Annotated in this window: 22 protein-coding genes; 4 read left to right on the forward strand and 18 right to left on the reverse strand. The window is 64.4% G+C overall.

The annotated features are described in order from the left end of the window. Window positions 1-41 precede the first annotated feature (41 nt). Window positions 42-1,964 carry a CocE/NonD family hydrolase gene (locus ACE3TJ_RS01620; protein ID WP_374593211.1) on the forward strand — a complete coding sequence of 641 codons (1,923 nt, stop codon included), beginning with the start codon at window positions 42-44 and terminating at the stop codon, window positions 1,962-1,964. Between the two features lie 29 nt (window positions 1,965-1,993). Here the strand turns inward: ACE3TJ_RS01620 and ACE3TJ_RS01625 are convergent, their stop codons facing one another. The 5 genes from ACE3TJ_RS01625 to recR form a co-directional block, all read right to left on the reverse strand. Further along, on the reverse strand, window positions 1,994-3,682 hold the full coding sequence (locus ACE3TJ_RS01625) for a hypothetical protein (RefSeq protein WP_374593213.1): 1,689 nt from the start codon (window positions 3,680-3,682) through the stop codon (window positions 1,994-1,996). 105 nt (window positions 3,683-3,787) lie between these two features. Further along, complete coding sequence (locus ACE3TJ_RS01630; protein ID WP_374593215.1) at window positions 3,788-5,026, reverse strand: surface lipoprotein assembly modifier; 1,239 nt, start codon at window positions 5,024-5,026, stop codon at window positions 3,788-3,790. Window positions 5,027-5,290: 264 nt separating this feature from the next. Continuing rightward, entirely contained in the window at window positions 5,291-5,683 is a 393-nt protein-coding gene (locus ACE3TJ_RS01635; RefSeq protein WP_374593217.1) for a DUF983 domain-containing protein, read from the reverse strand. Further along, entirely contained in the window at window positions 5,683-6,228 is a 546-nt protein-coding gene (def, locus tag ACE3TJ_RS01640; RefSeq protein WP_374593219.1) for a peptide deformylase, read from the reverse strand. The genes ACE3TJ_RS01635 and def overlap by 1 nt, the downstream gene beginning before the upstream one ends. A gap of 68 nt (window positions 6,229-6,296) precedes the next feature. Next, a complete protein-coding gene (gene recR, locus ACE3TJ_RS01645) occupies window positions 6,297-6,893 on the reverse strand; it encodes a recombination mediator RecR (RefSeq protein WP_374593221.1) in 597 nt (198 codons plus the stop codon). A 68-nt stretch (window positions 6,894-6,961) separates the two neighbouring features. Here recR and fmt point away from each other — a divergent pair, with 68 nt between their 5' ends. From fmt to ACE3TJ_RS01660, 3 genes are all read left to right on the forward strand, one after another. Further along, window positions 6,962-7,867, forward strand: coding sequence for a methionyl-tRNA formyltransferase (fmt, locus tag ACE3TJ_RS01650; protein ID WP_374593223.1), 906 nt, complete (start codon window positions 6,962-6,964; stop codon window positions 7,865-7,867). Further along, window positions 7,867-8,607, forward strand: coding sequence for a tRNA pseudouridine(38-40) synthase TruA (truA, locus tag ACE3TJ_RS01655; protein WP_374593225.1), 741 nt, complete (start codon window positions 7,867-7,869; stop codon window positions 8,605-8,607). The genes fmt and truA overlap by 1 nt, the downstream gene beginning before the upstream one ends. A gap of 231 nt (window positions 8,608-8,838) precedes the next feature. Continuing rightward, complete coding sequence (locus ACE3TJ_RS01660) at window positions 8,839-9,207, forward strand: hypothetical protein (RefSeq protein WP_374593227.1); 369 nt, start codon at window positions 8,839-8,841, stop codon at window positions 9,205-9,207. A 4-nt stretch (window positions 9,208-9,211) separates the two neighbouring features. On the opposite strand, the gene ACE3TJ_RS01665 is transcribed toward ACE3TJ_RS01660, so the two are convergent. The 13 genes from ACE3TJ_RS01665 to ACE3TJ_RS01725 all read right to left on the reverse strand — a co-directional run bounded on the left by ACE3TJ_RS01665 (window position 9,212) and on the right by ACE3TJ_RS01725 (window position 25,494). Continuing rightward, window positions 9,212-11,131, reverse strand: a complete 1,920-nt coding sequence (locus tag ACE3TJ_RS01665) for an XrtA/PEP-CTERM system amidotransferase (RefSeq protein ID WP_374593229.1) — start codon at window positions 11,129-11,131, stop codon at window positions 9,212-9,214. Window positions 11,132-11,134: 3 nt separating this feature from the next. Beyond that, a complete protein-coding gene (gene xrtA / locus ACE3TJ_RS01670; RefSeq protein WP_374593231.1) occupies window positions 11,135-12,670 on the reverse strand; it encodes an exosortase A in 1,536 nt (511 codons plus the stop codon). After that, a complete protein-coding gene (locus ACE3TJ_RS01675) occupies window positions 12,667-13,911 on the reverse strand; it encodes a TIGR03087 family PEP-CTERM/XrtA system glycosyltransferase (protein WP_374593233.1) in 1,245 nt (414 codons plus the stop codon). The genes xrtA and ACE3TJ_RS01675 overlap by 4 nt, the downstream gene beginning before the upstream one ends. 4 nt (window positions 13,912-13,915) lie before the next feature. Next, the gene (locus ACE3TJ_RS01680) at window positions 13,916-14,968 is read right to left on the reverse strand and encodes a FemAB family XrtA/PEP-CTERM system-associated protein (RefSeq protein ID WP_374593235.1); all 1,053 of its coding nucleotides are present in this window, start codon (window positions 14,966-14,968) and stop codon (window positions 13,916-13,918) included. Continuing rightward, entirely contained in the window at window positions 14,965-15,843 is an 879-nt protein-coding gene (locus tag ACE3TJ_RS01685; RefSeq protein WP_374593237.1) for an XrtA system polysaccharide deacetylase, read from the reverse strand. The genes ACE3TJ_RS01680 and ACE3TJ_RS01685 overlap by 4 nt, the downstream gene beginning before the upstream one ends. Continuing rightward, window positions 15,840-16,919, reverse strand: coding sequence for an XrtA/PEP-CTERM system-associated ATPase (locus ACE3TJ_RS01690; protein WP_374593239.1), 1,080 nt, complete (start codon window positions 16,917-16,919; stop codon window positions 15,840-15,842). Before ACE3TJ_RS01690 ends, ACE3TJ_RS01685 begins: the two co-directional genes overlap by 4 nt. Window positions 16,920-16,990: 71 nt before the next feature. Next, on the reverse strand, window positions 16,991-18,673 hold the full coding sequence (locus ACE3TJ_RS01695) for a hypothetical protein (RefSeq protein ID WP_374593241.1): 1,683 nt from the start codon (window positions 18,671-18,673) through the stop codon (window positions 16,991-16,993). A gap of 1 nt (window position 18,674) precedes the next feature. Further along, entirely contained in the window at window positions 18,675-19,664 is a 990-nt protein-coding gene (locus ACE3TJ_RS01700; protein WP_374593243.1) for an XrtA-associated tyrosine autokinase, read from the reverse strand. 38 nt (window positions 19,665-19,702) lie between these two features. After that, a complete protein-coding gene (locus ACE3TJ_RS01705; RefSeq protein ID WP_374593245.1) occupies window positions 19,703-21,223 on the reverse strand; it encodes an XrtA system polysaccharide chain length determinant in 1,521 nt (506 codons plus the stop codon). A gap of 95 nt (window positions 21,224-21,318) precedes the next feature. Then, window positions 21,319-21,957 carry an XrtA/PEP-CTERM system exopolysaccharide export protein gene (locus ACE3TJ_RS01710; protein ID WP_374593247.1) on the reverse strand — a complete coding sequence of 213 codons (639 nt, stop codon included), beginning with the start codon at window positions 21,955-21,957 and terminating at the stop codon, window positions 21,319-21,321. A gap of 166 nt (window positions 21,958-22,123) precedes the next feature. Continuing rightward, a complete protein-coding gene (locus tag ACE3TJ_RS01715; RefSeq protein WP_374593249.1) occupies window positions 22,124-23,353 on the reverse strand; it encodes a pyridoxal-dependent decarboxylase, exosortase A system-associated in 1,230 nt (409 codons plus the stop codon). Further along, on the reverse strand, window positions 23,350-24,840 hold the full coding sequence (locus ACE3TJ_RS01720; protein ID WP_374593251.1) for an acyl-CoA ligase (AMP-forming), exosortase A system-associated: 1,491 nt from the start codon (window positions 24,838-24,840) through the stop codon (window positions 23,350-23,352). The genes ACE3TJ_RS01715 and ACE3TJ_RS01720 overlap by 4 nt, the downstream gene beginning before the upstream one ends. Window positions 24,841-24,843: 3 nt before the next feature. Continuing rightward, window positions 24,844-25,494, reverse strand: coding sequence for a hypothetical protein (locus tag ACE3TJ_RS01725; protein WP_374593253.1), 651 nt, complete (start codon window positions 25,492-25,494; stop codon window positions 24,844-24,846). Window positions 25,495-25,567 lie beyond the last annotated feature (73 nt).

The raw sequence follows: 25,567 nt of genomic DNA on the forward strand, positions 1-25,567 counted from the left end.
AATCGGGGTTATGGTCACGGCAGGATCATAGGGGAATTCACATGCTCGTACGCCGCTGTCTCGCCGCTCTCCTCGCCTCCACGCTCGCCGCAGCAGCGCTGCCTGCAGCCGCAGAAACCCTGCCGACGAGCGACATTCCCGCCGATTTCAAGCCCTCTGACGACGTCAAGGACTTCACGATCCGCGAGGTGCAGATCCCGATGCGCGACGGCGTGAAGCTGCACGTCAATCTCGTCATCCCCAAGGGCGCGAAGAACGCTCCGATCATCTTCTCGCGCACGCCCTATTCGGCGGACAGGGCGATCACCGGCCTTCCCTCCAACACCTACAAGCTGGCGCTTCCCGTCACCTATGCCGAGCTTGCCGACGCGGGCTACATCATCGCGGTGCAGGACGTACGGGGCCGTTTTCGCTCCGAAGGGGATTATGTCGTCGCCCGCCCGCTCGTCGGCCCGCTCAACCCCGCCAACACCGATCATTCGACGGACACGTGGGACAGCATCGACTGGCTCGTGAAGAACGTGCAGGAGACGAACGGCAAGGTCGGCACCATCGGCGTCAGCTACGGCGGCTTCACGACGCTTATGAGCCTCGTGAACCCGCACCCGGCGCTCGGCGCTGCGGTACCGATCAATCCGCTCGTCGACGGCTGGATTGGCGACGATTGGTTCCACAACGGCGCCTATCGCCAAAGCTTCCTCGACTGGGTCTACCGGATGACCGCCGACAAGTCCTCGAAGTACGCGCTGCAGTTCGACCGCTACGACACCTATGAAAGCTGGCTCAGTGCCGGCTCCGCAAGCGGCATGGCGAAGGTGCTCGGCATCGAAGAGTTCCCCATCTTCAAGAAGGCCGCCGCACACCCGGCCTACGATGAATACTGGAAAGGCCAGGCGCTCGACAAAATCCTCGCCAAGGAACCGCTGAAGGTGCCGACGCTCCACGTCCACAGCCTCTGGGATCAGGAAGACATTTACGGCGCCCCCGCCGTCTACAAGGCGATGGAGGCGAAGGACGCCGGCAACGGCGGCAACTACATGATTATCGGCCCGTGGCAGCACGGCCAGAGCAACATGGCGAGCGGCACCAAGCTCGGCGCCATCGATTTCGGCAGCAACACCTCGGCCTGGTATCGCAGCGAAGTGCTGATCCCCTTCTTCGACGCGCACCTAAAGAACGACGCGCCAAAGGCCGATCTCGCGCCCGTCACGGCGTTCGAAACCGGCGCCAACGTCTGGCACCGCTACGACCGCTGGCCGATCTCCTGCGCGAGCGGCTGCCCCTCGCAGTCGAAGCCGATCTACCTGCAGGCGAACGGCGCGCTCGGCTGGAAGACGCCCACGGTGCGCGTCGCCTTCTCCGAATATGTGTCCGATCCTGCGCGCCCGGTGACGTACCGCGAGCGCCCGATCCTCTCCACATACAATCCCAACACGTCATGGGGCCGCTGGCTGGTGGACGATCAGCGCTTCGCCGAAGCGCGGCCCGACGTCGTCACCTTCGTCAGCGAGGTACTCACTGAAGACGTGCGCCTCGCGGGCCAGCCGATCGCGAAGTTTTTCGCCTCCACGAGCGGTACGGACAGCGACTGGGTGGTGAAGCTGATCGACGTCTACCCGGCGGAGTATGCCCCCGCTCCGGAAATGGCGGGCTACGAACTTGCGGTCTCGATGGACATCCTCCGCGGCCGCTACCGCGACGACCCGTCGAAGCCCACCGCCATCCCCGCGAACAAGGTCGTCCCCTACGAGATCAAGCTGCCGGACGTGAGCCACAGGTTCCTGAAGGGCCACCGCATCATGGTGCAGATCCAGTCCAGCTGGTTCCCCCTCTACGACCGCAACCCGCAGACCTTCGTGCCCAACATCTTCTTCGCGAAGCCGGAGGACTACAAGAAGGCCACGCAGCGCATCTACACCTCGGCGCAGTACCCGAGCCGAATCGAACTGCCGATCGTCGAGTAAACCGCCGGGACGGGAGACCGCCGTGCGCGCTAGTCGCGAACGGCAGCTGTGGCCCCGGTAATCACGCGCCCGCCGGTGATGAGACCGAAGGATCCGGCCATCTCTTCCCCGTTCGGCCCGAAGAAGCGCATGTAAATATCGCCCACGGAGCTCCCGGACTTCGTCAGCCCGGTCAGAAAGGCGCTGTCCGCCAACCCCGTACCCGCCACCAGATCGAACTGGCCGAAATCGACGGTCGAGCCGCCTGCACGGTCAGCGCCCTGAAGTCTCAGCCAGCCGCCGTACGCCTGCGAGGCGAAATCGATCTGGAATTGCGACGTGCCGGTCACGGCGAGTTGCTGCTGCGCACCCGCACTGCCCGCCGCACCGATGACGATGCCGTTATAGGTCGCGGTTCCCGTCCGCCCGAGAAGAACCCCCGGCGCCGTCTCCAGTCCATAGCTGAGGAACGTCCGGGTGATGTCGTTCGCGTCCGCGGTTTCCTTGAAGCGGGCATATTCGCCGAAGCTGGCGTAGGTCAGTTCGATCTCGCCGGGGCCATCGGGCTTGTAGAGCGACATCTCGATCGTCTCGCCGCCCACCGTTTTCCGGTAAACCGTGTATGCGTCGGCGCTGCCGTCCACACGGTCCGTTGCGGCGAATTCCACTTCGGAGCCATCTGCACCGGAAATCGCGTAACGGCCGTCGGTGTAATAAAACAGGCCCTTCGTCAGCAGCCTGGCTTCGGACGTGCCGTCGTCGGTTCCATCCTTGAGCTGGAGCCCGCTGTATTCGCCGCCCAGCGCGTAGAGGCCCATGTTGTGATCGAGGTCCGTCAGCGTGATATTCCGGTCGGGCGCGGTGGGATTGGCGGCCGTGAAGCCGCCCACGACCGTACCGCCGCTGCCGTTGTCACCGGTGAACACGCCGCCGGCCTCTTGCGCTTCGGGGCCATAAAAGCGTCCATTCAGCTGGCCCGCGACGGGATCGAGCGACCCCTCATAGCGGAATGTGCCTGAAAACCGGCCATCGCCGGAATCGAGCGTGCCTGCCGCGCGGAAGGACAAGGCGCCCGTCACCCCGGCGCCGGTCACGAAGTAGTATTCCTGAAGGTTCGTATCGATCGTGAACGTGCTGCGGTCGAAGTCGAACACGGTCGGCCCAGTCCCCGCAAATGTCAGCGGATCGCGGCCGACCTGCGTGGTTAGCCCGAACACGTCCGTCGTGTACTGCGCGGAGCCCATGCGCGGCACTGCGACGGTCTCGGTCGGAAAGCCATAAACGAACACGTCGAAGGCCGTGTTCTGCAGGCTGCCACTGCGCGTGTTGGACTGCCAGAACCCAAGACCCACAAAACGCGTCCTGAGATCGGATGTGTACGACGTGTCGATGAGCGTAAGCGCTTCGGAAGACCCGGTTGTCGTGACGACATACCGGCGGTCCGCATCGCTGCTGGTCGCCACGCGGTCAGCGGGCGAGAAGCTCTGGGTGATGCCGTCGCGGGTCATCGTATAGGTGCCGGTCCCCGCGTTGAAGGAGATGCTGATCTCCCCCAGGTTCACGGACGTATTTTGGACGATCCCCTCGGGCATCTGAAGCGACACCGTGTTCCGGCTCGAAGGTCCGGTGAAGGTCTGGCTCTCGACAAGGTCCGCGATATCAGGGTCGGGAGCCGGGGTCGGGGTGGGTGTCGGCGTAGGTGTCGGGGTTGGTGTGGGCGCTGGCGGTGTCGTCGTCACGCCTCCCCCTCCGCCGCCTCCGCAGGCCGCAAGCAGGAGAGAAACCGCGCCAAGGGGCGCCCATTTTACCCGTCCAATCGACTTCATTACGCTACTCCCAGCCCACTAGAACGCTGCCGTGACCCCGACTTCTCCTGAAACGCGCGTGTAATCATATAGTTCTATGGTCGACGTGTTCCGCTCACGAGAAAGTTTCAATATGGGCGCGAATGAACCTATCCTGAACTTTCTTAACGTTGCTGAAAGACCGACCTCATAGCGGTCATCGACACGCCGCTTCGGATAGAGAAATAGTCGGCGGTCGGCTTCCAGATGCTCGTATTTCGCGCTGAGCACGGTCGTGACCTTGCCCATCTCCAGAAACAGGTACCCGCCGATGCCCCCGCTCGCGGTGGAATAGCCCGGGTCGCGCGCTGCCTGCCGCAGGCCGGAAACCTGCACGCCGCCTCCAAAGCTGGATGTAAAGGCCCGGTCGATGCCGACGGACAGGCTGTAACGGTCCGCATCGCGCAGCGACGACCGGTGATCCTCGCTCCGCGTCGCCGCGCCGTCCACGCGCATCTGCCCCCGCCGCCCCAGCGGGTGCTGGATATTGCCGGTAAGGCCGTAGGAAAATTCGTACGGCTTGCGCCCATACCACCGCCAGGCCACCAGTCCCGAAAGGCTGATCCTGTCCGTACCCGAGAGCACCTGAGGTCCGGCCTGAAAAGACGCCGCGTAATCGTCGAACTCGCCGTCGCGGTACACGCGCGCCGCGCCGGAAGCGCGCAGCAGGATGTCGACATTGGGGTCAATGGGCGCGCGCGCATAGGCCTGCCCCCGCAGAGACACGCCCAGCCCCGATGTTTCCCGCGCATCCCGGCTGAGGTCGAAGTCCCCGATCACCGTTCCCAGCGTTTCGGAGCGCGTGGCGCGATTGACGTTGCTGTCCGGCGCAAATGCGACCTCCAGACTGCCGCCGAAAGGCTTTCGCGCACCGAGCGCCTGCGCATAAAAGCGCACCAGCCTCTCGATTTCCGGCGGTAGCCCAGCCGCCTGCGCCGCCCGCAATTCGCGTTCCGCCGCGCCAAGGTTTCCCATCAGCGCCTGAACCCGCGCCAGTTCGACCCGCACGCGCGCCGCGTTCGGCTTTTCATCCAGAATTTCGCGAAAAAGAACCGCCGCCTCGCGATACTGCTTCCGCGTGTCCGCCAGCATCATGGCGAGACGAAACCGGGCCTCGGTGCGGATTTCGATGTCAGGGTTCGCGGCCAGCGCGCGATAGGCCGTCTCAGCCGCCTCAAAGTCCTCAGCGGCTTGCGCCTGCTTGGCAAAATCGAACAGCTGCGCTGCCGAAAGCTCCATCGATTGCTGCGATGGAGGCTCAGCGTCGCGGGTTTGCGCGGAGGCTTGAACTGGCCACGCCAAGACCAGCATACCCACAAGGTAATGCAAGGCCTTAAACATGCGAAGCCGCGACCGAAGCGAATACTGGAAAATCACGCAACACGTTTCCGGCCTTTTCGCATTCTGACGAAACAGGACCGATGGACTAACGCCAAAACCTGAGCGTTTTATTGCTGAATCCCGCAGCACGTCGCCGGGGCAGGTTTTGGTACGGGGCCGCCCCTACTCCGCCGTCTCTCCAAACCCGTGCAGCCGCCTCGCCCACTGATACCCGATCACCGCGCCCTTCACGGGCTGCAGCATCGCCAGCGCCAATGCGGCGGTGAGGCTGATCCAGATCGGGATCTGCCATTCGTAGGGTACATCGAACGCCGTGTTCACCTCGTACATCGTCGGCACGAGGATGTGGCCGAGCAGAAGGATGACGATGTAGGGCGGGAAGTCGTCGGCCTGGTGATGGTGCCATGCCTCGCCGCAGCTCGGGCAGTGATCCACGGGTTTCAGGAAGCTGCGGAATAGCTTCGCCTCGCCGCAGGCCGGGCATTTGCCCGCGAGCGCGCGCGGCAGGAAGTTCCGGAAGCTCCGGTTTTCGTCGTCAGCGGTCTCGATGGTCATCAGGCAGCCTTTGAACCTTTGCGGAGCTTCGCGAGCTTCTTCAGCAGCATGTCGCGCTTCAGCTTGGAAAGATGATCCACGAAGAGGATGCCTTCGAGGTGGTCCATCTCGTGCTGGAGACATGTGGCGAGCAGGCCGTCGATCTCCTCATCATGTGTCTTGCCGTCGTAATCGAGCCACGTCGCGCGGATGCGTGCGGGACGGTCGACGTCCGCATACTGTTCGGGCACGGAGAGGCAGCCCTCGTTGTAGGTCGCCAGCTCCTCGGATTCCCAAGTGATTTCCGGGTTCACGAAGTAAAGCGGCTTTTTCACGCGGTTCGCAGGCACGTCTTCCGCGCCTTCGGCCGGCTCCTGCAGGTCGATCACCAGCACGCGCTTCGCCACGCCCACCTGAATGGCGGCAAGGCCGATGCCGGGCGCGTCGTACATCGTCTCCAGCATGTCGTCCATGAAGCGGCGAAGCTCGTCGTCCACGCGCTCCACGGGTTCGGAAACCTGCCGCAGCCGGGCGTCCGGCGCCTCGAGAATGGGTAGAATGGCCATGAACGCTAGCTAGGTACGCGGGCGCACGGGGTCAAGGTGCCTGAATGTCGCGCGGAGCCCGCACCCGATCAGGCCACGGGACGCCGCGCGCGCAATGCCTGCGCGATCGTGCCTTCATCGAGGTAATCGAGTTCGCCGCCCACGGGTACGCCGTGCGCAAGCTGTGTCACTGCAACGCCGGAGCCCGCCAGCCGCTCGGCGAGGTAGTGCATCGTCGTCGCGCCTTCCATCGTGGCGTTCATGGCGAGGACGACTTCATCGATGCCGCCCGCCGTCACCCGCGCCATCAGCTGCCCGATGCTGAGGTCGTCCGGCCCCACGCCCTCCAGCGCAGAGAGGCGCCCGCCGAGCACGTGGAAGCGGCCCGGGAACAGCCGCGCACGATCCATCGCCCACAGGTCCGCGACTTCCTCAACGACACATAGCAGCTTCGCGTCGCGGCGCGGGTCGGTGCAGACACCGCAGGGGTTCGCCGTGTCCACGTTGCCGCAGATGGCGCAGGTGGCAAGGTTTTGCTCCACCGCCTGCAGCGCCGCGATCAACGGCTTCAGCGCGATCTCGCGGCGTTTCAGCAGGTGCAGCACCGCACGCCGGGCCGAGCGGGGTCCGAGGCCGGGAAGCCGCGAGAGCGCCTGCGTCAGCGCATCGATTTCGGGGGACGACATAGGATGCCCATGTATCGGCGCGCGCGGGCGTCTTGCAAGTGCTCCGCGCGGGGGTTAGCGGGGCGGACATGCGGATTGTCTTCATGGGAACACCGGCCTTCGCGGTGCCGGCGCTCGAGGCCCTCGTGGCGGCAGGGCATGATGTCGTCGCCGTCTACACACAGCCGCCGCGCCCGGCGCAGCGCGGCAAGCAGCCGCAGGCGTCGCCGGTGCAACAGGCAGCCGAGCGCCTCGGCCTTCCCGTTCGATACCCCGTGAACTTCAAGGAAGAAGCGGATCGGCTCGCCTTTGCCGCGCTCGATGCCGACGTTGCTGTCGTCGCAGCCTACGGCCTCATCCTGCCGCAGGCGATCCTGGATGCCCCGCGTCTCGGCTGCCTCAATATCCACGCCTCGCTCCTCCCACGCTGGCGCGGTGCGGCCCCGATCCAGCGCGCCATCCTCGCCGGGGATACGTCAACGGGCGTCACCATCATGCAGATGGAGCGCGGGCTGGATACCGGCCCGATGCTGCTCGCCGCCGAAACACCGGTGGCCGCAAAGACCGCTGGCGAACTCACCGAAGAGCTGGCCATGATGGGCGCAGACCTGATCGTGGACGCCCTCACCCGTCTCGATGCGTTGGCCGCCGAGACGCAGCCCGCCGAGGGCGTCACCTACGCACACAAGATCGACAAGGCCGAAGCCGCGCTCGATTTCACGAAGAGCGCCGTAGAGGTCGAACGCGCCGCCCGCGCCTTCAACCCCGCACCGGGCGCCTTCACGCTGCTTGGGCAGGAACGCCTGCGCATCCTCGCCTGCACTGCTGTGGAGGGCGCGGGTGAACCCGGCACGACGCTCGATGACCGGCTCACCATTGCCTGCGGCACAGGCGCGATCCGCCCGACGCTCGTGCAGCGCCCCGGCAAGCGCGCGATGGATGTGGCCGAGGTGCTCCGGGGCTTCCCCGTTCCGGCGGGCACACGGCTCGGCTGATGCAGCGCTTCAAGCTGACCATCGAATATGACGGCCGGCCCTTCGTGGGCTGGCAGCGGCAGGATAATGGCCCAAGCGTCCAACAGACGCTGGAGGAGGCCGTCTTCGCCGTCACGCAGGCGGAAGCGCTCGTCTATGGCTGCGGGCGCACGGACGCAGGCGTTCATGCCGAGGGCCAGGTCGCGCACGTCGATATCGGCAAGCCGCTTGCCGCATTCCGCCTCCAGGAGGCGCTGAACGCGCATCTGCGGCCCGCACCGGTCGCGGTCGTTGCGTGCGAGGTTGCCGCGCCCGATTTCCACGCACGTTTCGACTGTACGGGCCGCCGCTACCGCTACGACATCATCAACCGGCGCGCTCCACTCACCTGGCAGTCCGGCCTCGCGTGGCATGTCGCGCGCCCACTCGACGCCGACGCGATGCACGCCGCCGCGCAGATCCTTGTCGGGCGCCACGACTTCACGACGTTCCGTTCGGTACACTGCCAGTCCGCGAGCCCTCTCAAGACGCTCGACCAGCTCGACGTCGTGCGGGACGGTGACCGGATTGCGATCCACGCCGCCGCCCGCTCGTTCCTGCACCATCAGGTCCGCTCGATGGTCGGCTGCCTGAAGCTGGTCGGCGACGGCAGCTGGAGCGCCGACGATCTTCGCCATGCCCTTGATGCAGTAGACCGCACGGCGCTCGGGCTAAACGCCCCACCGGACGGGCTTTTTTTCGCCTCCGCCTGTTATGGTTAAGTGTCGAAATTCTTTACGTTTTCACCAACTTCATTCCGGTTCTGTCACAAGCTGTGTCGTAACATCCTTGAAACACGCACGTTTCCCATTTTGGCACAGTCTATGCATTTGTTGCGTACAGAATTCGAAGAGTAACAAACTCTCAAGTCCTGAGTCGTAGGGAAAAGACCGGTGGCGCCTGTCGCAGCTTCGAAAACGAAGCCATGGCAGCTGCCGGAAGAAGGGTTGAAAATGGCGTCACACGTCCGCACGGAACGGCACACGGCTGCGCGTAACACGATTCTGCTCTGGCTGGCCGGGGTCATCCTCTTTGCCGGCATCGGGCTTCTGCTCACCTATCACGCACTGCGCGACAGCTCGATCTATGCGAGCACGATGACGCCGCTGATGTCGGAGCGAGACCAGACGCGCCCGGCGTCCAACCTGAAAACCGTGCAGGTCCGCCGCCAGACGGATGCGGCTGCCGATATTGCGCGCGCACATTCAAGCGCAGTCGCCTCAGCCAAGAGTGGCGCGGACGCGGCAGCACCTGTAATCGCACAGCCTGAAACCGCGCCTGCCGAAGCACCCACCGCCACACCGACGGCATCGGCTTTGTAACCCGTCAGGCGGCGAGCGCCGCCGCAGGCGTTGCCGTGAGCGCCGCGAGCGACCCTTCCAGCATCAGCATCTGCCACAAGAGCCGGCTGTGATCCGCGCGGCCGCTGCGATGCGCCGCCGCGCACGACGCGAAATAGGTCATATCGAACCAGCCGCTCCCTGCCACGTTGGAGCCGTTCGCGAGCGCCGCGACACGGTCGGCGAGCGCGCCCCGGAACCAGCGGTCGATCGGCACCGAAAACCCCATCTTGCGCCGGTACAGGATATCCTTCGGCAGATAGGGCTCCATCGCCTTCTTCAGCAGCCACTTGCCTTCCCCGCCGCGCAGGCGGAAGTCGCTCGGCAGGCCGGCCATCCAGCCGACGAGTTCGTGGTCGAGCAGCGGCTCGCGCGCTTCCAGGCTCACCGCCATGCTGGTGCGGTCCACCTTGGTCAGGATGTCGCCGGGCAGCCAGATCATCATGTCGGCGTATTGCGCGCGGCCGAGCATATCGTCGGCGGGCGCGTTACGCATCGTATCGGCATAGAGCGTTCCAGCCCAATAGCCGCCGATCTCGCGTTTCAGTGCATCCGAGAACAGGCGTGAACGGATGCGGTCCGGTGTCACGCTCACCGCGTGGAAATAGGCTTCCGCGCTGTCCATCGCGATGGCTTCGAATGTCGATTTCGCGCGCAGCACGCGCGGCGCCCAGTCGAGCTTCGGCCATGCGCGGCCCAGCCGTCCGAAGACGGTCTGCCGCAGTCCCGGCGAAAGCGCCCCGCGCACCCGCTCCTCGTTCATGTAGAGCCGGTAGCGGCGATAGCCCGCCATCGCCTCGTCCGCACCGTCACCCGAAAGCGCCACCGTCACCGTCTCGCGTGCGAGTTCGCTGACACGATAGGTCGGCAGCGCGGATGCATCGGCGAACGGCTCATCGAACGCGCGCACGAGCGTGTCGATGAGGCCGTAATCGTCGGTCGTCACCGTGCGGGCGCGGTGGTGCGTCGCATAGCGCTTCGCGATCGCCTCGGCATGGCCGGTCTCGTCGTAGGCCGGGTCGTCAAAGCCGATGGAGCAGCTGTTGACCGGCGTATCGATCAGTCCCGCCATCAGCGCGACAACCGCACTTGAATCGACCCCTCCCGAAAGGAACGCGCCCACCGGTACGTCCGCGACCAGTCGCAGCGCCACCGCCTCGCGCATCCGCGCGGTCAGTTCCTCGGCCAGCGCCTCGGGCGTTCCCTTCACGCGATTATCGAACGCGATGTCCCAGTAGCGGCGCGGGCGGGCGGGCGCAGAAGAGCCCCAGCGCAGTGTCAGCGTGTGCCCAGCGGGGAGCTTTTTCACCGCGCCCAGCAGGCACTTGTCGTCCGGCACGTAGCCGTAGGCGAAATAATCCTCGATGGCGCGCGGATCGATGGCGCGGGAAAGGCCCGGCCACATCAGCAGCACCTTCATCTCCGATCCGAAGATGAACCGCCCGTCGCCGAGATCGGCATAATAGAGCGGCTTCACGCCGAGTCTGTCGCGCGCGAGGAACAATGTGCGCGCGGTCTCGTCCCAGATCGCGAAGACGAACATGCCGCGCAGCTTGTCGACGCAGGCCTCGCCCCAGGCACGCCACGCTTCGATGATCACCTCGGTGTCGCTGTCGCGCTTGAACGTGTGGCCGAGCGCCTGCAGTTCCTTCCGCACCTCGCGGAAATTGTAGATCTCGCCGTTGAAGATGATCTGGATCTTGCCGTCTTCGCTCGGCATCGGCTGCACGCCGCCCGCAATGTCGATGATCGAGAGCCGCCGGTGGCCGAGCCCCACGCCGGGCGCGCGGTAGAAACCGCTACCGTCGGGTCCGCGGTGCGCGATCACGTCGGTCATGGCGCGGAGCACCGGCTCCGGGATGGTCCGGTGTTCGCGCTGGTCGAAATATCCGGCGATGCCGCACATGCCCTAGCGCTCCACCGTAGCGGTTTCGATCGCGGTATCGACGGGACCGAGCGCCGCCGCGAAGCGTTCGATCGCCGGCATGGCGCTTACGAGCTCGTCACGCCTGTCCGCCGAGATGACGAGCGTGCCCGCCAGCGTCTCGCCGCCAAGCAGCCGCGATTTCAGTCCCTCGATCTTGGCGGTGTAGTCGCTGCCGGTGAGCGTGCCGTTCACGAGGAAGAACTGCCAGTTGTCACGTACCGTGCCGCCGTTCTTGATCTGCTGCGCGCGGCCGTTCGCCGGCCCCTTCTCGTTGCGCGCCCACGACCATTCGGTCTCGGGCGGAAGCAGGCCCTGCTTGTAGCCAATGAGCTCGCCGTCCTCGCTCTGCCGGTCGAACACGCCGATGTAGAGGTCGATCGGTTGGCCTTCGCCATCCACGTAGCGTGCGATGGCTTCCGCGGAAACGCCGTTGTAGTGTGGCTGCCATTCTGGGCGCCCTTCGATCCGCTGCCAGCCCGCCACCTCGGGAAGAACGATTGCGGCGGTCTGGGTATCGGGCGCACGGTTCGCAACGACAAGTCCATACACGGGACCCGCCGCCATCGCGGCGATACCGATCGCCGCCGCAACATAGGCTGCGCGTGGCGCGGACGGCGCCGGGGGCGCAGGCTGCAGCCGCGCCGGATCGAACGCCGGGTCGTCGACCGGGCGGTCGAAGAAGCGCCAGCCGATCGCGACCAGCAGGAACATGACGATCGCGAAGAATATCCAGCCGTAGATGATGTGGTCCACACCCGCCGCGAAGCCCGGTGTCGTCAGGTGCGAGATGTAGATCGTGCCGAAAGCGCGGATGCCGTTCGCGATGATCGACAGCGCGATCGCCGAAAGCACGAACAGAATGCGCCGCGTCCAGCTCTTGAAGCACAGGTTTGCAACGAGCACGCTGAACGCGATCATCGCGATCAGGAAGCGCACGCCCGAGCACGCCTCGGCGACTTCGAAATTGCCGTTCGGGATGGCGATGAACACGCCGTCGATGAAGGCCGGGATGCCCGACCATTCGAGGAGCTTGATGCAGATCGCGGCCGTAACCGTCTGCAGGATGGGCACGAGCTGCTCGCCCGCCGGGATCATGAACAGCGCGAAGAACAGCACGAACGCGAGCCCGCGCGACACCGTGAGCCCGAAAACGAGCGGCACGCTGACGATGAGGAGGCCCACGACCGCCATATGGCGAAGCAAAGCGACGCCCGAAGCCTCGCCCACCAGCCAGCCCGCGCCGCCGATCACCATCAGGATCGCCGCCGGATACCAGGGCTTGGGTGTCAGCGCGGAAAGCTCGCTGCGACGCTGCCACACCAGATAGGCAAGGATCGGCGGGATCAGCAGGCAGTGCCCGAACGTGTCGGTATTCCACCAGAGGTTGAAGATGTGCGCGACATCGTTGCGAAGCAGCAGCAGGATCGCCACGGCCACCGCCGCCCAAGCGATGATCGCCGCGCGCCATCCTCTTCCGGTCGCACCTGTGCGGGCTTCGAACTCGCTCATATCGTTCATGCCGCTTCTACTTTCGGATCTGCCGCGCCGAGCCCCAGCCACGCGTCGAGTTTCGCGAGCTGAGCGGACCATGCGTAGCGGCTTTCGACTTGTCGCCGTCCGCTTTCGGAAAGGCGCGTGCCGAGCGCCGGGTCTTCCAGCACGGCGCAAACACCTGCAGCGAAGGCTGCCGCGTCGTCGCGCACGAGGAGATCCCGTTCCGGTTCGGCGTCGATGCCGGACCACGCCGCGTCGGTAGCCACCACAGGCCGGGCCATCGCCATCGCTTCCAGCACCTTGTTCTGCACGCCGCGCGCAATGCGGATCGGCGCGACCGCTACATCCGCCGCGGCAACATAGGGCCGCACATCGGGCACGCGCCCAGTCACGATAATGCCTTCGCGGCTGCCGAGCGCCTGCACCTCCGGTGTCGGCTTGCCGCCAACGATGAAGAACCGCGCTTGCGGATAGCGCTTACGGATAAGCGGCAGGATGGCATCGGCGAACCAGCAGACGGCATCGGCATTGGGCCGGTAGTCCATTGCGCCGGTGAATACGAGCTTCGGACCTGCCCCGATCCCGGCCTCATCGCCAAGCGGAGCGAAGTCGGCGCTGGGCGAGAAGTAATCGAGATCGACGCCGTTGTGCAGCGTATCGACCGTGTGCGCGTAAGAGCCGGCGATCCGCTTGAACATCGCGGTTTCCGCGTCGGAGACGAACAGGCTGACGTCGACATGGCGCGCCACCTGCTTCTCGAAAGACTGGAGCAATTTCGCCTCGCGCGCATAGAGCCACGATTTCGGCCAGCGGCTCTCCTTAGCGTACTGCGCGAACTTGTCGGAATCGATGTCGACGAAATCCATCACCGTGCGCCGGCCCTGCGACGTATGGCCAAGCGCATAAGGTGCCATTTGACTTGAAAACACGAACATGCGGTCGATGTCGTGCTGCTTCACGCGGTCCCACACCCAGCGCTTCATCGCGCGGTCGTCGAACAGCGAGATGCTGAGTGCCTCGCCCTTGCGCCAACCCGAAAACGCGCGCTTCAGCTTGTCCTTGGGGTCCATCGGGATGAGCTTCACGGATTTGCAGACGCTCGCCAGGAAATCGGCGTGCTTCATGTCCTCGGGATCGTCCACGAACGCCCCGAGATGGACCGGCGCGCGTTCCGCGACATATTTCAGGATGTTCCACGAACGGATCTTGTCGCCCTTGTCGGGCGGATACGGGATACGGTGCGCAAGGAACAAAAGATCACCCATCGCCCTACCCCAGCGACCGCGAAACGAGCGGCCCCATCCGGTTCGCAAGCCACAGCGGCAGGCGGCTCCATACCTCGGTCATCAGCTTGTACTTGGGGTTGTTCGGATTGACGTCGGGCATCGTGCGCCCCTCCGCCAACCGGTATTCGTAGACGAGCGGCTGCGGCTCGAAACCCCAGTTCTTCTTGAATGCGAACGCGCCTGTATCATACTTCGAACGCCCGAAATCAAACGCCCGGCGCCCGCGCGCCACGGCATGTTCCATCAGCATCCAGTACATGTGATCGTTGGCGCGCAGCGCCCGCGCCGCCGCCGTCCCGCCGCCGTAATAGGGATAGACCGTCTCCGCATCGTATACCGAAAGCACCGAGGCCACGGGCACGTCCTGATGGTAGACGGTAAGGATATCCGCATCCTCGCCGAAATGCCGGACGATCTCAGCAAACAGCCGCGCGGGAAACACCGGCGTGCCGAGATTGCGGACGCTTTCCGAATAAACGGCGAAATGGTCGCGCAGCGCCTTTTCGTCCGAAGCGACGCGCACGCTGAGGTCCATCGTCAGCGAGCGGCGGACTTCGGCGCGCTGCTTCCGCGGGATCGCCTTCAGGTTCGCCTCGCTGTCGGCTTCGAGCGGACGCACGAAGTTCGCATAGGTCTCGGCCTTCACCGCCCAGTCCGGATGCAACGCCTCAGTGCCGCGATATTCGAGCACGCCAATGCCGCCCGCCTCGGCGATCGCCCATGCAGCCTTGTCGAGCGCCGCAAGTGCCCGCGGATCGGCGGCAAGCGGCCCGCCGCGCACGGCGAAGGCATTCGAGATGAGCGCCGAACCGAACAGGCCGGACCTGAGCGCGATGAGCGGCAGCACGGCATCGCCCGCCATCAGATAGTGCGGAGTGTGCCCAAGTGCGTCGCGGATCGCCCTGCCCCACGCCGTGCGATGAAACGGCGTTGCGCCCGGATGCTTGAGGACCGCGGCGTCGAATGCCGCGGCAGCCCCCGCATCGTCGATATCGATTTCAACGACCGTCGGTGCGATTGGACTTTCCGCGTTCATGCCGCCGCCTTCAGCGTCTCGCGGCCAAGGAACACGCGGTCCATCCGGTCCCAGCGGAACCGATCCAGCAGGCGCGCGAGCTTCGCTTCCATCACATCAAGGTTCGTATAGTGGCGGATGCGCGATTTGAGCGGCGCGCCTGGCACCACGGGCTGTTCGGGGTCGATCTCCCACGGATGGAAGTAGAACACCGTCGCCTGCCCTTCGACCCTGTTCACACGATCGATCGCCCATTCGGAAAGACCGTATGGCAGAAGTCGGAAGAAGCCACCGCCGCCACACGCCATGCGGCGTCCCGCATACTCCACCGTCGTTACCGGCACCTCGACCATATCCGATCCAGCGACTGGCGTGTGCGGAAAGCGCGGCGCTTCCGGCCAACCGTAGTGGTCGTGCCGGATCGGCGCGACCGACGAACTGTACGCGTAGCCTTCTTCCGCCAGCACTTCGAGCGCCCAGCGATTGCCGCTGCCGATCGAGAAGCTGGGCGCACGATATCCCTTCACTTCCGCACCCGCGGCATCCTCGATCAGCGCCCGCGCCCTGCGGATATCCGCCCGGAAGCTCTCGGGCTTGAACGTGTGCACACGGTCGTGCGCGTAGCCGTGATTGGCGATCTCGTGGCCGTTCTCAACGATCCGACGGATCAGCGCCGGCTCGCGCTCCGCAACCCAGCCGAGCGTGAAGAACGTCGCGGAGACGCCCTTGTCGGCGAAGAGCTGAAGCGCGCGTTCGGTGTTGCGGACGACACGGCTATCCCAGCGCGGCCAGTCCTCTCGTCGGATGGTCGTTTCGAAGGCACCGACCTGGAAGTGCTCTTCCACATCGACCGACATCGCATTGCAGACGCCGCGGTTGGCCGCCGCGCCGCTCATGCGCTTCGGCTGACGCCGTATGGGCCGCGCTCGACCTCGTTCTGCTCGACGAGATCGGAAAGAATCCGCAGCACTTGCCGAAGGTTACGATCATTTTCTGAAGCATAATGTTCAAGGCGATCGATGCGCGCGAGCAGACGATCGTCGAGCGCCGCAACAGCACCGCCTGCCATACCAACCACCGGCTGAACCTGCTGCACGGCAGGAACGGCGGCGAATGATCCGCTGTTCGGCTGGATGATCTTTTCGCGGTCACGCGGTGCGTTGTCGCGCTGCAGATCGTCGGTCACCTCGCGCACGATCGAATCGTCGATCTCGTGCTTTTCTTCGAGCGCACCGAACAGCAGCACGCGCGCGCACAAATTATTCAGCTTGCGCGGAACCCCGCCCGAATAATCGAACAGGGCGTCGTAAGCATCTTCAGTAAAGGTCGGATCGCCGGCCCATCCGCAGAGCGCCAGCCGGTTCTCGACATAGGCGGGGATTTCGTCGCGCCGCATCGGCTCGAGATGGTGCGACGCGATCACGCGCTGGCGAAGCTGCTCAAGCTCCGAGGAATTGGCGAGTTTCTCGCGGAATTCCGGCTGCCCAAGCAGAATTGTCTGGCTGAGCGGCTGCGCGCCGGCGCTGAAGTTCGAGAGCATCCGAAGCTGCTCAAGCGAGCCGATCGGCAGATTCTGCGCCTCGTCGACGATCAGCAGCACGCGTCGGCCCTGCTGATGCTGCACACGCAGGAAATTCTCGATGCGCGTGAGCAGCGTCGCGACATCCAGGTTCTCGGCGTTGATGCCGAGCCCCGTTGCGATCATCTTGAGGAGATTGTCTGCATCCACCAGCGAGGTGACGATGTTCGCAACGACAAGCTTCGAGCGGTCGATCGTCTGCAGCAGGCGGCCGACGAGCGTCGTTTTGCCCGCGCCGACATCGCCGGTGATGATGATGAAGCCCTCGCCCTGGCCGAGACCGTAGGTGAGATAGGCCATCGCCTTCCGGTGCGTCTGCGTGTCGACGTAGAAGCGCGGATCAGGCGTCAGCTGGAACGGGCGTCCGTTCAGATTGTAGAACTCGGTATACATGCTCTTGCCTGTGTTCCTTGAAAACGCCCCTCAGCTTACCCCGAAGTCGTGACGTTTCAGTCAATCCGCCGTCAGAAATTATATCTCACACCCACGGATGCCGTGAAGGTTGACGAATCCTGACGTGTTTCCGTGATGCGGTGCGTGCCATAGAGCGAGGCATTGCCGCTTAGATTTTTGCTCAATCGGCGCGAATACTGCGTGCCGAGCGTCAGTTGCGTATCCTTGCGCTGGGACGACAGCGCATAGCTGTTGCGCGCCAGAAGTGCGTCGAAGCCCAGCGTCTGAAGCTCACCAAGCCGAAGTGCAACCCGGCCACGCACGCCGAAAGATTCGTCATCGCCGAAGAGATTAGGGGGAAGTTCCACCTCGGTAGGTGCCTGCAATTGCTGCGAATCTACATAGCGTCGCTTGTCGTAGTAGACCGTTGCCGACCACGTCAGCGCCTCGAGCGAGCGGGAAACCATCAGGAGCCCGCGATCAGACTTAAAGGTTGCCGGCGTCAGCGACTGCGTCAGTCCACGGTAACAGCCACCATCATCCGACGCCGGGTCTATCCCGAAAACACACAGCGGAACACCAAGCTGATCAAGACCGCCGACACGTGTCATACCAATAGGTACGCCGTTCTCGTACATCGTTAGCAAACGACTGAAACTGTTCAGCGTCTGCTGGAAATTGGCCCGAACCGACATGCCGTTTCGCGACCGGTGATTGAAATTTAAGAAGAAGTTCGCCGAACCGTACCGCTCACCGGCCCGGAATTCGAACGATGTGCGACGCGACGGGGTATAGCGAAATCCCGCATTCCAATAAGCGCCGCTGAAATCGTATGCCGTGCGACGGGGCATATCCGGGTCAACCTGGAAGTGACCATCCTCATCCAGGTCGGGCAATCCGGTTTCTTCATCGAAGAGAATAGAATCTTGTGTATTATCAATATCTTCGTAGCCACCACTCACCGTCAGCTCCAGCTTTCGAGAGATCCGGTATCCAAGCTCTCCGCCTGCGCTATAGCCACGATATTTCTGGTTTAGCTGATCGACGTCCTCGTGCGTGCCCTGCGCATTGAGCGACCAGTTGATCGTATTCGTCGCGCGTGTGGACGCCAGCGTTACGCTGGCCGTCTGCGTGATTGAATCGCTCAGCCTTGAACCGATGCCATCGCTCGGATCAAGCCCGATTGACCCGGGATTGCTGAGCCCTTCGCGCGGGGAATCCACCGATACGGCACCCACGCGATAACGCCCTTGAAACGTGGCGAAATCGCCGAAGCGTTGCTGGACGCTGGGCTCTAAATAACCTGAAAAAACCTGTGACTGGTTTCCGCTTTCATCATCCGGGTTCAAAGCATTGAACCCACGAAAGTCCGTTGAATACTGTGATGCCGTGCCGCCGGCATCCAGCATCAGAAAATCATCAATCAGTTCCGCCCGAATTTCGGCATTCGCATTGTGCCGGTTCTTCTGATTGATATTGCCGAATTCCTCCATTCGGCGCGCATAGCGATAGTTGAACTGGCCGTCGACGCGGTTCGTGTCGAGCAGCGCGGCAAAGCCGGCCCCAGCTTCCAGCCATCCCCGACCATCGCGGTTGGACCCATCCGACACGACTTGACGGAGGGACACGAACGGATTGACTTCGACCTCGGCCGACGCGGTGGTCGGCACCATCACCGCCAGCATCGACACGACCGCCGTCGCAATCGTCCGGCAGCGACCGCAGTTCCCGTCGATCTTTGTCAAATCGCCCACGTCAGCTTCCATAGCCGTAATAGGTTCCAAAGCGCCTACCCATGCCCGCATAGCGCACCTTGTTGATAAGCAGCTGCACGTGCTCGCAGCCGTTCATCATCGAAAGACCGTCGCGAAGCTCGGTTTCGCGGGTGTTTTCGGCTTCGACCACGAACATCACCTGGCCCACGTGCATCGCGAGCACCGAGGCGGCGGAGGATGCCAGCGCGGGGGGGGAATCGAAGATCACGATGCGGTCGCTGTAGCGCTTGGCGATTTCCTCGACCATGTCACCCATACGCTCCGACGCGAGCAGTTCGGTCGTGAGATTATGCTGGCGCCCTGCCGGCAGTACCGAAAGATTCTCGATGTTGGTGCGGATGAGGCAATCGGAAAGGTCAAGCGACGGATCGGCGATCACGTCGATCAGGCCCTTGCCGCCTTCGAGGCCGAGCGTCGAGAGAATCTCGGGCTTCGCAAAGTCGGCATCGACGAGCAGCACGGTAAGGTCGCGCTCAGAGGCGATCGAAAGCGCAAGGTTCGTCGCGCAGAAGGTCTTGCCCTCGTTCGGCTGTGCCGAACACACGAGGATAAGGTTTCCGTTGCGGATCTCGTTGTCACCGCGCGCCATGGCGTTGATGAGGAGCTGCCGCTTGACGATGCGAAACTCTTCCGCCGTGGCCGTGGCTGGCGCATCGGGCACCACATAGCCAAGGTCTCGAAGCTCCGCGAGATCGATGACGCCGCGGCGGCTGATGCGATTGCCGTCGTCCGCAGGCAGGTGCACTACGGGCGTTTCCGGCGTTGCGAACTGCGGCTGCGGGGCTGGTGCCGCGACGGCAGGAGCCGCCGGTGCGGGCGCCCGCGGTGCAGCGGCGGGAGCGGAAGCGGGAGCCGCCGCCACGGCAGGACGCGCCGCCGCAGGTTTCGCCCCTGTATCCTGATCCAGCCGTCCGGCGGCCCGCTCAAGCAGCGAGGCGCGCGGCGTTCCGGACGGTTTCTCTTCACTCATCTTCATTACCTTCCGCGCGCACAGCCAGGGCCAGGGCGTTAAACGAGTTCATACAGCAGCAGGGCAAGATAGATCACGATGAGCCCAAGGCTGAGCACGCCGAACCCCCACAGCCACACCCTGTTCTGGGCGCGCTGGTTGTCCGAAACGATCTCCGTGACCGAACCCAGCACCGGATAGTCGAAGCGCTTTTCGAGCTGCGCCGCCGTGATGTAGGTCGTGTGCAGCTGGCTCAGCAGGAACGACAGCGCCGCTCCCGCACCCAGCCCGACCAGCAGCACCAGGCTGAGGTAGAGCGGGCGGTTGGGCGCGATCGGCTCACGCGGCTGTGAGGGCGGATCGACGACGCGGAATTTCACCTGCTGCGTCTTGGTTTCGACATCGCTCCTGAGGCGGACTTCCTCACGCGATTTCAGCAACTGGTTATACTGCGACTGCAGCACTTCGTAATCGCGGTTCAGCTTGGCCTGCTCGGCAACGATGCCTGGCTGCTGGACCTGACGTGACGACATCTGGGAGATGGCGCCCTGCAGCTGCGCGCGACGCGCTTCCAGCGCCGCAACAGCGGACTGGCGCTCGAAAACCATGCTTCTGAGGTTGACGTAGACCGGGTTCGCCTGCGCAGCCTGCTGGCGAAGCGCGGGGTCTTTCGCTTCACGCGCGGCCTGCTGTTCGAGGCGGCGCACCTGCGCCTTCGTGGCGACGACGTCAGGGTGCTGATCGGTCCAGCCGCGCGCATACATGTCGCTGAGGCTGCGGCCCAGCGCCGCGATCTGCTGCTGCGTCGGGCTGGCACCCATTGATGAACTTTCGATCACGAACGAAGGCGCATTGATGGTCGAAGGCGTTCCGCCGATCTGACGCTGCAGGGCCTGAAGCGAATTCCGCGCCTGCGCAAGCTCGATCTCGACATTGTCCAGATTGTTGCGCGACTGCGACAGCCGGGTCGAAATGTTGCCCTCACCGGGCAGCATTCCGAGGTATTTCTCCTCGAACTCCGCCTTGCGCCGCTCGGCCTCTTCGAGCTGGCGCTCGCGCTCGGCGAGCTGGTCCTCGAAGAAGCGGATCGCCTCGTTGATGTCGTCGCGGTCGGACGCGACATTCTCTTCCATGAAGATCTGGATGAGGTTGTCGACCACGCGCCGCGCGAGATTGGCATTCTGGGCGTTGCTACGCTCCGGATCGTCGGACTTGTAGACGATCGTGAACAGGTCGGCCTGCTGGCTCTGAACCGCAATATTGTTCGTCATCCGCTCGATGAGCGCGTCCAGATCCTTGTCGTTTTCGAGGCCGACATCGAGTTCGGTGCGGCGAACGACCTTCTCCATGTTCACACGCGACGTCAGCGTGCGCCGCACGACGTCCACCTGCCGTAACAGGTTCGTCCCCTCGTAGCCGAGCTTCTCGGGAATCAACGACGCCCAGTCGACATAGACGCGGGCACGCGATTCATAGGTGTTGGGGATCGTTGCCACGAACACCCAGCCGATGAGGCACACGGCCCACATCAGCGCAAGCCCGTACCAGCGTTTGCGCCAGACCCCGTAAAGGGTCGTCATCACTTCTTCCTGGATCGAATTCATGGCTCTCGCGGACCGCCTGCGTGACTGGAATGAACGGCCAACGGCCGACCACCATAACTAGCCCGGAAAGCTTAGAAAAAGCTTTCCGGGATGATGATGACATCGCCAGGCTGCACGGCGATGTTCGCGTTCGTCTTGCCGCCTTTCAGCAGGCTTTCGATCTTGACCGCGTATTCCTTCTGCGTGTTGCTCGCCTTGTCGTACCGGATGAGGCGTGCACTGTCGCCGGCGGCATATTCGGTGAGACCGCCGACCGCGATCATGACGTCGAGCAGCGTCATGTTCGAACGGAACGGGATCGCCTGCGGGCGCGCGGCTTCGCCAACGACGCGGACCTGCTGCGAAAGCGGCCCGTTGAAGTTGTTCACGATCACCGAGACGATCGGCTCCTGAATGTAGGTCGCGAGCTTCTGTTCGACTTCGCGGGCGAGCGCCGAGGGCGTCTTGCCCGTCGCCACCATGTCCTCGATCAGCGGCGTCGTGAAGCGACCGTCAGGACGCACCGTCACCGAGGTCGAAAGCTCCGGGTTGCGCCACACGAAGATGCTGAGGGAATCGAGCGGGCCAACCACGTATTCGGCACCGGGACCATCCTCGGAAGCCTGGAATTGCGCGGGCGGCAAGGTCGGCAGCCCACCGTTCGAGGCGCAGGCGGAGAGCGCCAGGGCCGCCGCCAGGGCCGGAACGACCACATTAAAAGATTTCGCCATCTGAGATGAGTCCCCTCTTCAAACGCCCCCGCGTCCGCGGGAGACAAAATCAGGCCGACACGCCCTATGCGTGCCGGCTGGCCGCCTTTCCGCCCCTGAACCCGATACCGTCTAAAGGTTACGGCATCGTTCGTTTCCCTGCCTTTCCAATAGCAAATTTTGCAATTTATGCAAGCATTTCGGCGGGAGGGTCGTGGCTCAGGAAGGCTGTTGGGCTGGCTGTAAGGCCATAGGCGCCTGCCATGAAAACCGCAATGACGTCACCAACCTCGGTTGCCGGAAGCATGACCTTGTCGCCAAGCCTGTCGAGCGGCGTGCAGAGGCAGCCCACGACGTTCAGGCTCTCAGCGTCCCTGGCGCCGAAACGGCTTGCGTTCGCAAGGGGATAGTTGCGCCGGATCACCGTGCCGAAGTTGCCGCTTGCCGCCAGCTGATGATGCAGGCCGCCATCGGTGATGATAAACACCTCGTCCTGGCTCATTTTCCGGTCGATGGCGCGCGTCAGATACACGCCACTCTCGCCCACGAGATAGCGCCCGAGTTCCACGACGAACCGTGTTTCCGCCAGGATCGGATCACGCGCCGCGAGCGCCTTGCCGAGCGCCTGGCCCACGGCCGCGAGATCAAGCGGCTGGTCGCCCGGAAAATACGGCAGGCCGAAGCCGCCGCCGAGATTGACGAGCGGCGGCGGCACGGCCGCGTGCTCCGCAAGATCCGCTACCAGATCGAGCGTCTTCCTCTGCGCATCGATGATCGCCTCCGCGGAGAGGTTCTGCGAACCGGCGAAGACGTGAAACCCACGAAAATCCGCGCCTTCGGCCGCGATCTCGGCGAGCAGCGCGGGCACCTTGTCGGCATCGACGCCAAAGGGCTTGGCCCCGCCGCCCATCCGCATCCCGGAGGCCTTGAGGTCGAACGGCGGATTGACACGCACGGCGGCGCGCACGCGCTTCCCGAGCCTGTCGCCGATCGCCGCGGCACGCGCAAACTCCCGCGCGGATTCGATGTTGAGCGTGACACCGGCGCCGATCGCCAGCTCCAGCTCGAAATCACGCTTCCCCGGCCCCGCGAAGCTGATGTGTGCCGGATCGGCGCCGGCGGCGAGCGCGACACGCAGCTCTCCGGCCGAGGCGACATCCAGACCGTCCACCTGCCCCGCCATCCACGCGACGAGTTGCGGCATCGGATTCGCCTTCATCGCGTAGTGGATGCCGACCTCTGTGGGCAACGCCGCGCGCAGCTTCGCGATTTTCGCGGCGATCACGGAGCGATCGTAGACGAACAGTGGCGTGCGCCCGCCCGCCGCGGCGATCCATTCGGTCGCCGTCCGGCCCGCAATCGCGAGTTCGCCGTCCTGCTCGCGGAATAGAGGGTGGATACGGTGATCGCGGCTCATTGAACGTGCCTCGCACGCAGCACGGCACGGTCGATCTTTCCGTTCGGATTGCGCGGCAGCTCGGTTTCCCAGATGAAATGGCGCGGCACCATGTAGGCAGGCACTAGTCCCGTCAGCTCCCGCCGCGCAAGCGCTTCCGCTTCCATCTCACCCAGCCCCGCAGCCCGCACGCCGACCGCAACGATCGCCTGCCCCAGACGATCGTCCGCCACGCCGAACACCGCGACCGCACTCACCGCGCCGGTCGCAAAGATCGCTTCCTCCACCTCGGTGGGGCTCACACGGTTGCCCGAAATCTTCATCATCTCGTCGTCACGGCCGACGAAATAAAGCAGCCCCTTATCGTCCTGCATCACCGTGTCGCCCGACCACACCGCCATGCCCGGATGCGCGAAGAACGCGGGCGCGGGGCGAAAACGCACGGCGGTCCGCTCGGGATCGTTCCAATAACCCTTCGCGACCAGCGGTCCGGCGTGGACGAGCTCGCCCGGCTCACCCGGCGCTGCGGGTGTTCCGTCGGCACGCAGCACGTGCAGCTCCGCACGCGGGATCGCACGTCCGATCGAATCGGGGTGATCATCGACGAGCGCCGGATCGAGATACGTCGAGCGGAACGCCTCGGTGAGGCCGTACATCAGGTAGATCTTCGTATTGGGCAGAAGCGTGCGCAGTCGTTTCGTCAGTGCTGCAGGCATCCGCCCGCCGGAATTCGTGATGTAGCGCAGGCCGCGCGCCTCGGCGGGCCATTCCACCTCGGCAAGCTGCATCCAGAGCGGCGGCACCCCCGCAAGAGCGGTCGCCTTGTGGCGAATCACGGCCTTCACGACGTCGCGCGGCAACAGATAGTCGAGCAGGATCGCCGCCCCGCCCTGTTTCAGCGCCGTCAGCACCTGGTTGAGGCCGTAGTCGAACGCGAGCGGCAGCACGCAGAGGATGCGTTCTTCGGCGCTGATGCCCAGATATTCGGAAACGCTTGTCGCGCCGAGCACGAGATTCGCGTGTGAAAGCATCACGCCCTTGGGTCGCCCGGTGCTGCCCGAGGTGTAGAGAATCGCGGCAAGGTCATCCGGCGCGCGATCCACGGCCACAGGCGCGCCCGTCATCAGCGCCCCCCAATCCTTTTCGGCGCGCAGGACACGGCACGTGCGCGGCGTATTCCGCAGCGTTTCGGCACGCGCATTGTTGGTCAGCAGCACCGTCGCGCCGCTGTCGGCGATGATGTGTTCGACCTGCGGCGCCTTCAGCACCGGATTGACGGGAATCGCGACCGCGCCCGCGCGCATCGCGCCAAGCAGTGCGGCGATGTTGCCCGTGGTCTTGCTGAGCCACACCGCGACCCGGTCGCCGGGGCGCACGCCAATCGCGGCAAGCCCGCTCGCCATCCGGCTGACGAGCGCCTCGAGTTCAGCATAGGTCGTTGTGTGCGCGCCTTCGATGAGCGCTGCGCGCGCGCCGTCGTGGCCGAGATGAAGCGCATCCACCCGCATGGTTCAGCAGCCCCTCAGATCGCAGATCGCGGGCGCCCCGGCCCCGGCGTGCACGACCGCAGGCCGCACGCCCGCCGCGATCTGCAGCGCACCGACCCGCGCCGCCGTAAGCATACCGAGCGTTCTGCCTCCCATGCGCTCATGCGGGCGCAGCGAGCCGAGGTTGTAATCCGCGATTCGGCTCAGCGAACGCGTGAGGCCCCGTTCCGCCAGCCATGCGCCGGTTCCCGCCCAAAGCGCAGCGAATGCGCGGCCGAGACGACGATCCTCGCGTATCCAGAGCCCCGTGTCCCACGCCGCGTCGCCGGGAAGCAGAAACCGCACGTCCACCTCATCCTCGTCATATTGACCCCGTGCCAGCCAGTTGACCCCGACCAGCACCTCGCCGTCGAACGCACCGAGGCAGATCAGCCCGCGCGCAAAACGATCCGCCTGTACGTCTAGGGGCGCATCAATGACTAAAGTCTTGAGTTCGCCCGAGGAAAGTTCACGCACCGAATGGCCGCGCGGCATCTTCGGCATACCGGAAAGCGGCACGGCGATCAGCCGATAGCGATGCCAGGAAACGCCCGGAATCCGGGCTGCGATGCGCCCCATCGCGTAGGACAGCGTCGTCGTCGTGCCCAGCGCCCGCCATGTTTCACGAAACGACATCCGCCCCTTTGTCCGTCCCTGTCCGCTCTGCCGTCTCGCCTGCATTTACCTCTGCAAACGGCGCCAGTATACC

Origin of the sequence: Sphingosinicella sp. (assembly GCF_041916975.1) — a bacterium.
Classification (GTDB): domain Bacteria; phylum Pseudomonadota; class Alphaproteobacteria; order Sphingomonadales; family Sphingomonadaceae; genus Sphingosinicella.

What these genes read in the sequence shown, in the direction of transcription:
- ACE3TJ_RS01620 (WP_374593211.1), top strand. Translation starts at nt 42, where the DNA reads ATGCTCGTACGCCGCTGTCTCGCCGCTCTCCTCGCCTCCACGCTCGCC.
- ACE3TJ_RS01630 (WP_374593215.1), bottom strand. Translation starts at nt 5,026, where the DNA reads ATGGAGCTTTCGGCAGCGCAGCTGTTCGATTTTGCCAAGCAGGCGCAA.
- ACE3TJ_RS01635 (WP_374593217.1), bottom strand. Translation starts at nt 5,683, where the DNA reads ATGACCATCGAGACCGCTGACGACGAAAACCGGAGCTTCCGGAACTTC.
- def (WP_374593219.1), bottom strand. Translation starts at nt 6,228, where the DNA reads ATGGCCATTCTACCCATTCTCGAGGCGCCGGACGCCCGGCTGCGGCAG.
- recR (WP_374593221.1), bottom strand. Translation starts at nt 6,893, where the DNA reads ATGTCGTCCCCCGAAATCGATGCGCTGACGCAGGCGCTCTCGCGGCTT.
- fmt (WP_374593223.1), top strand. Translation starts at nt 6,962, where the DNA reads ATGCGGATTGTCTTCATGGGAACACCGGCCTTCGCGGTGCCGGCGCTC.
- truA (WP_374593225.1), top strand. Translation starts at nt 7,867, where the DNA reads ATGCAGCGCTTCAAGCTGACCATCGAATATGACGGCCGGCCCTTCGTG.
- ACE3TJ_RS01660 (WP_374593227.1), top strand. Translation starts at nt 8,839, where the DNA reads ATGGCGTCACACGTCCGCACGGAACGGCACACGGCTGCGCGTAACACG.
- ACE3TJ_RS01665 (WP_374593229.1), bottom strand. Translation starts at nt 11,131, where the DNA reads ATGTGCGGCATCGCCGGATATTTCGACCAGCGCGAACACCGGACCATC.
- xrtA (WP_374593231.1), bottom strand. Translation starts at nt 12,670, where the DNA reads ATGAACGATATGAGCGAGTTCGAAGCCCGCACAGGTGCGACCGGAAGA.
- ACE3TJ_RS01675 (WP_374593233.1), bottom strand. Translation starts at nt 13,911, where the DNA reads ATGGGTGATCTTTTGTTCCTTGCGCACCGTATCCCGTATCCGCCCGAC.
- ACE3TJ_RS01680 (WP_374593235.1), bottom strand. Translation starts at nt 14,968, where the DNA reads ATGAACGCGGAAAGTCCAATCGCACCGACGGTCGTTGAAATCGATATC.
- ACE3TJ_RS01685 (WP_374593237.1), bottom strand. Translation starts at nt 15,843, where the DNA reads ATGAGCGGCGCGGCGGCCAACCGCGGCGTCTGCAATGCGATGTCGGTC.
- ACE3TJ_RS01690 (WP_374593239.1), bottom strand. Translation starts at nt 16,919, where the DNA reads ATGTATACCGAGTTCTACAATCTGAACGGACGCCCGTTCCAGCTGACG.
- ACE3TJ_RS01700 (WP_374593243.1), bottom strand. Translation starts at nt 19,664, where the DNA reads ATGAGTGAAGAGAAACCGTCCGGAACGCCGCGCGCCTCGCTGCTTGAG.
- ACE3TJ_RS01705 (WP_374593245.1), bottom strand. Translation starts at nt 21,223, where the DNA reads ATGACGACCCTTTACGGGGTCTGGCGCAAACGCTGGTACGGGCTTGCG.
- ACE3TJ_RS01710 (WP_374593247.1), bottom strand. Translation starts at nt 21,957, where the DNA reads ATGGCGAAATCTTTTAATGTGGTCGTTCCGGCCCTGGCGGCGGCCCTG.
- ACE3TJ_RS01715 (WP_374593249.1), bottom strand. Translation starts at nt 23,353, where the DNA reads ATGAGCCGCGATCACCGTATCCACCCTCTATTCCGCGAGCAGGACGGC.
- ACE3TJ_RS01720 (WP_374593251.1), bottom strand. Translation starts at nt 24,840, where the DNA reads ATGCGGGTGGATGCGCTTCATCTCGGCCACGACGGCGCGCGCGCAGCG.
- ACE3TJ_RS01725 (WP_374593253.1), bottom strand. Translation starts at nt 25,494, where the DNA reads ATGTCGTTTCGTGAAACATGGCGGGCGCTGGGCACGACGACGACGCTG.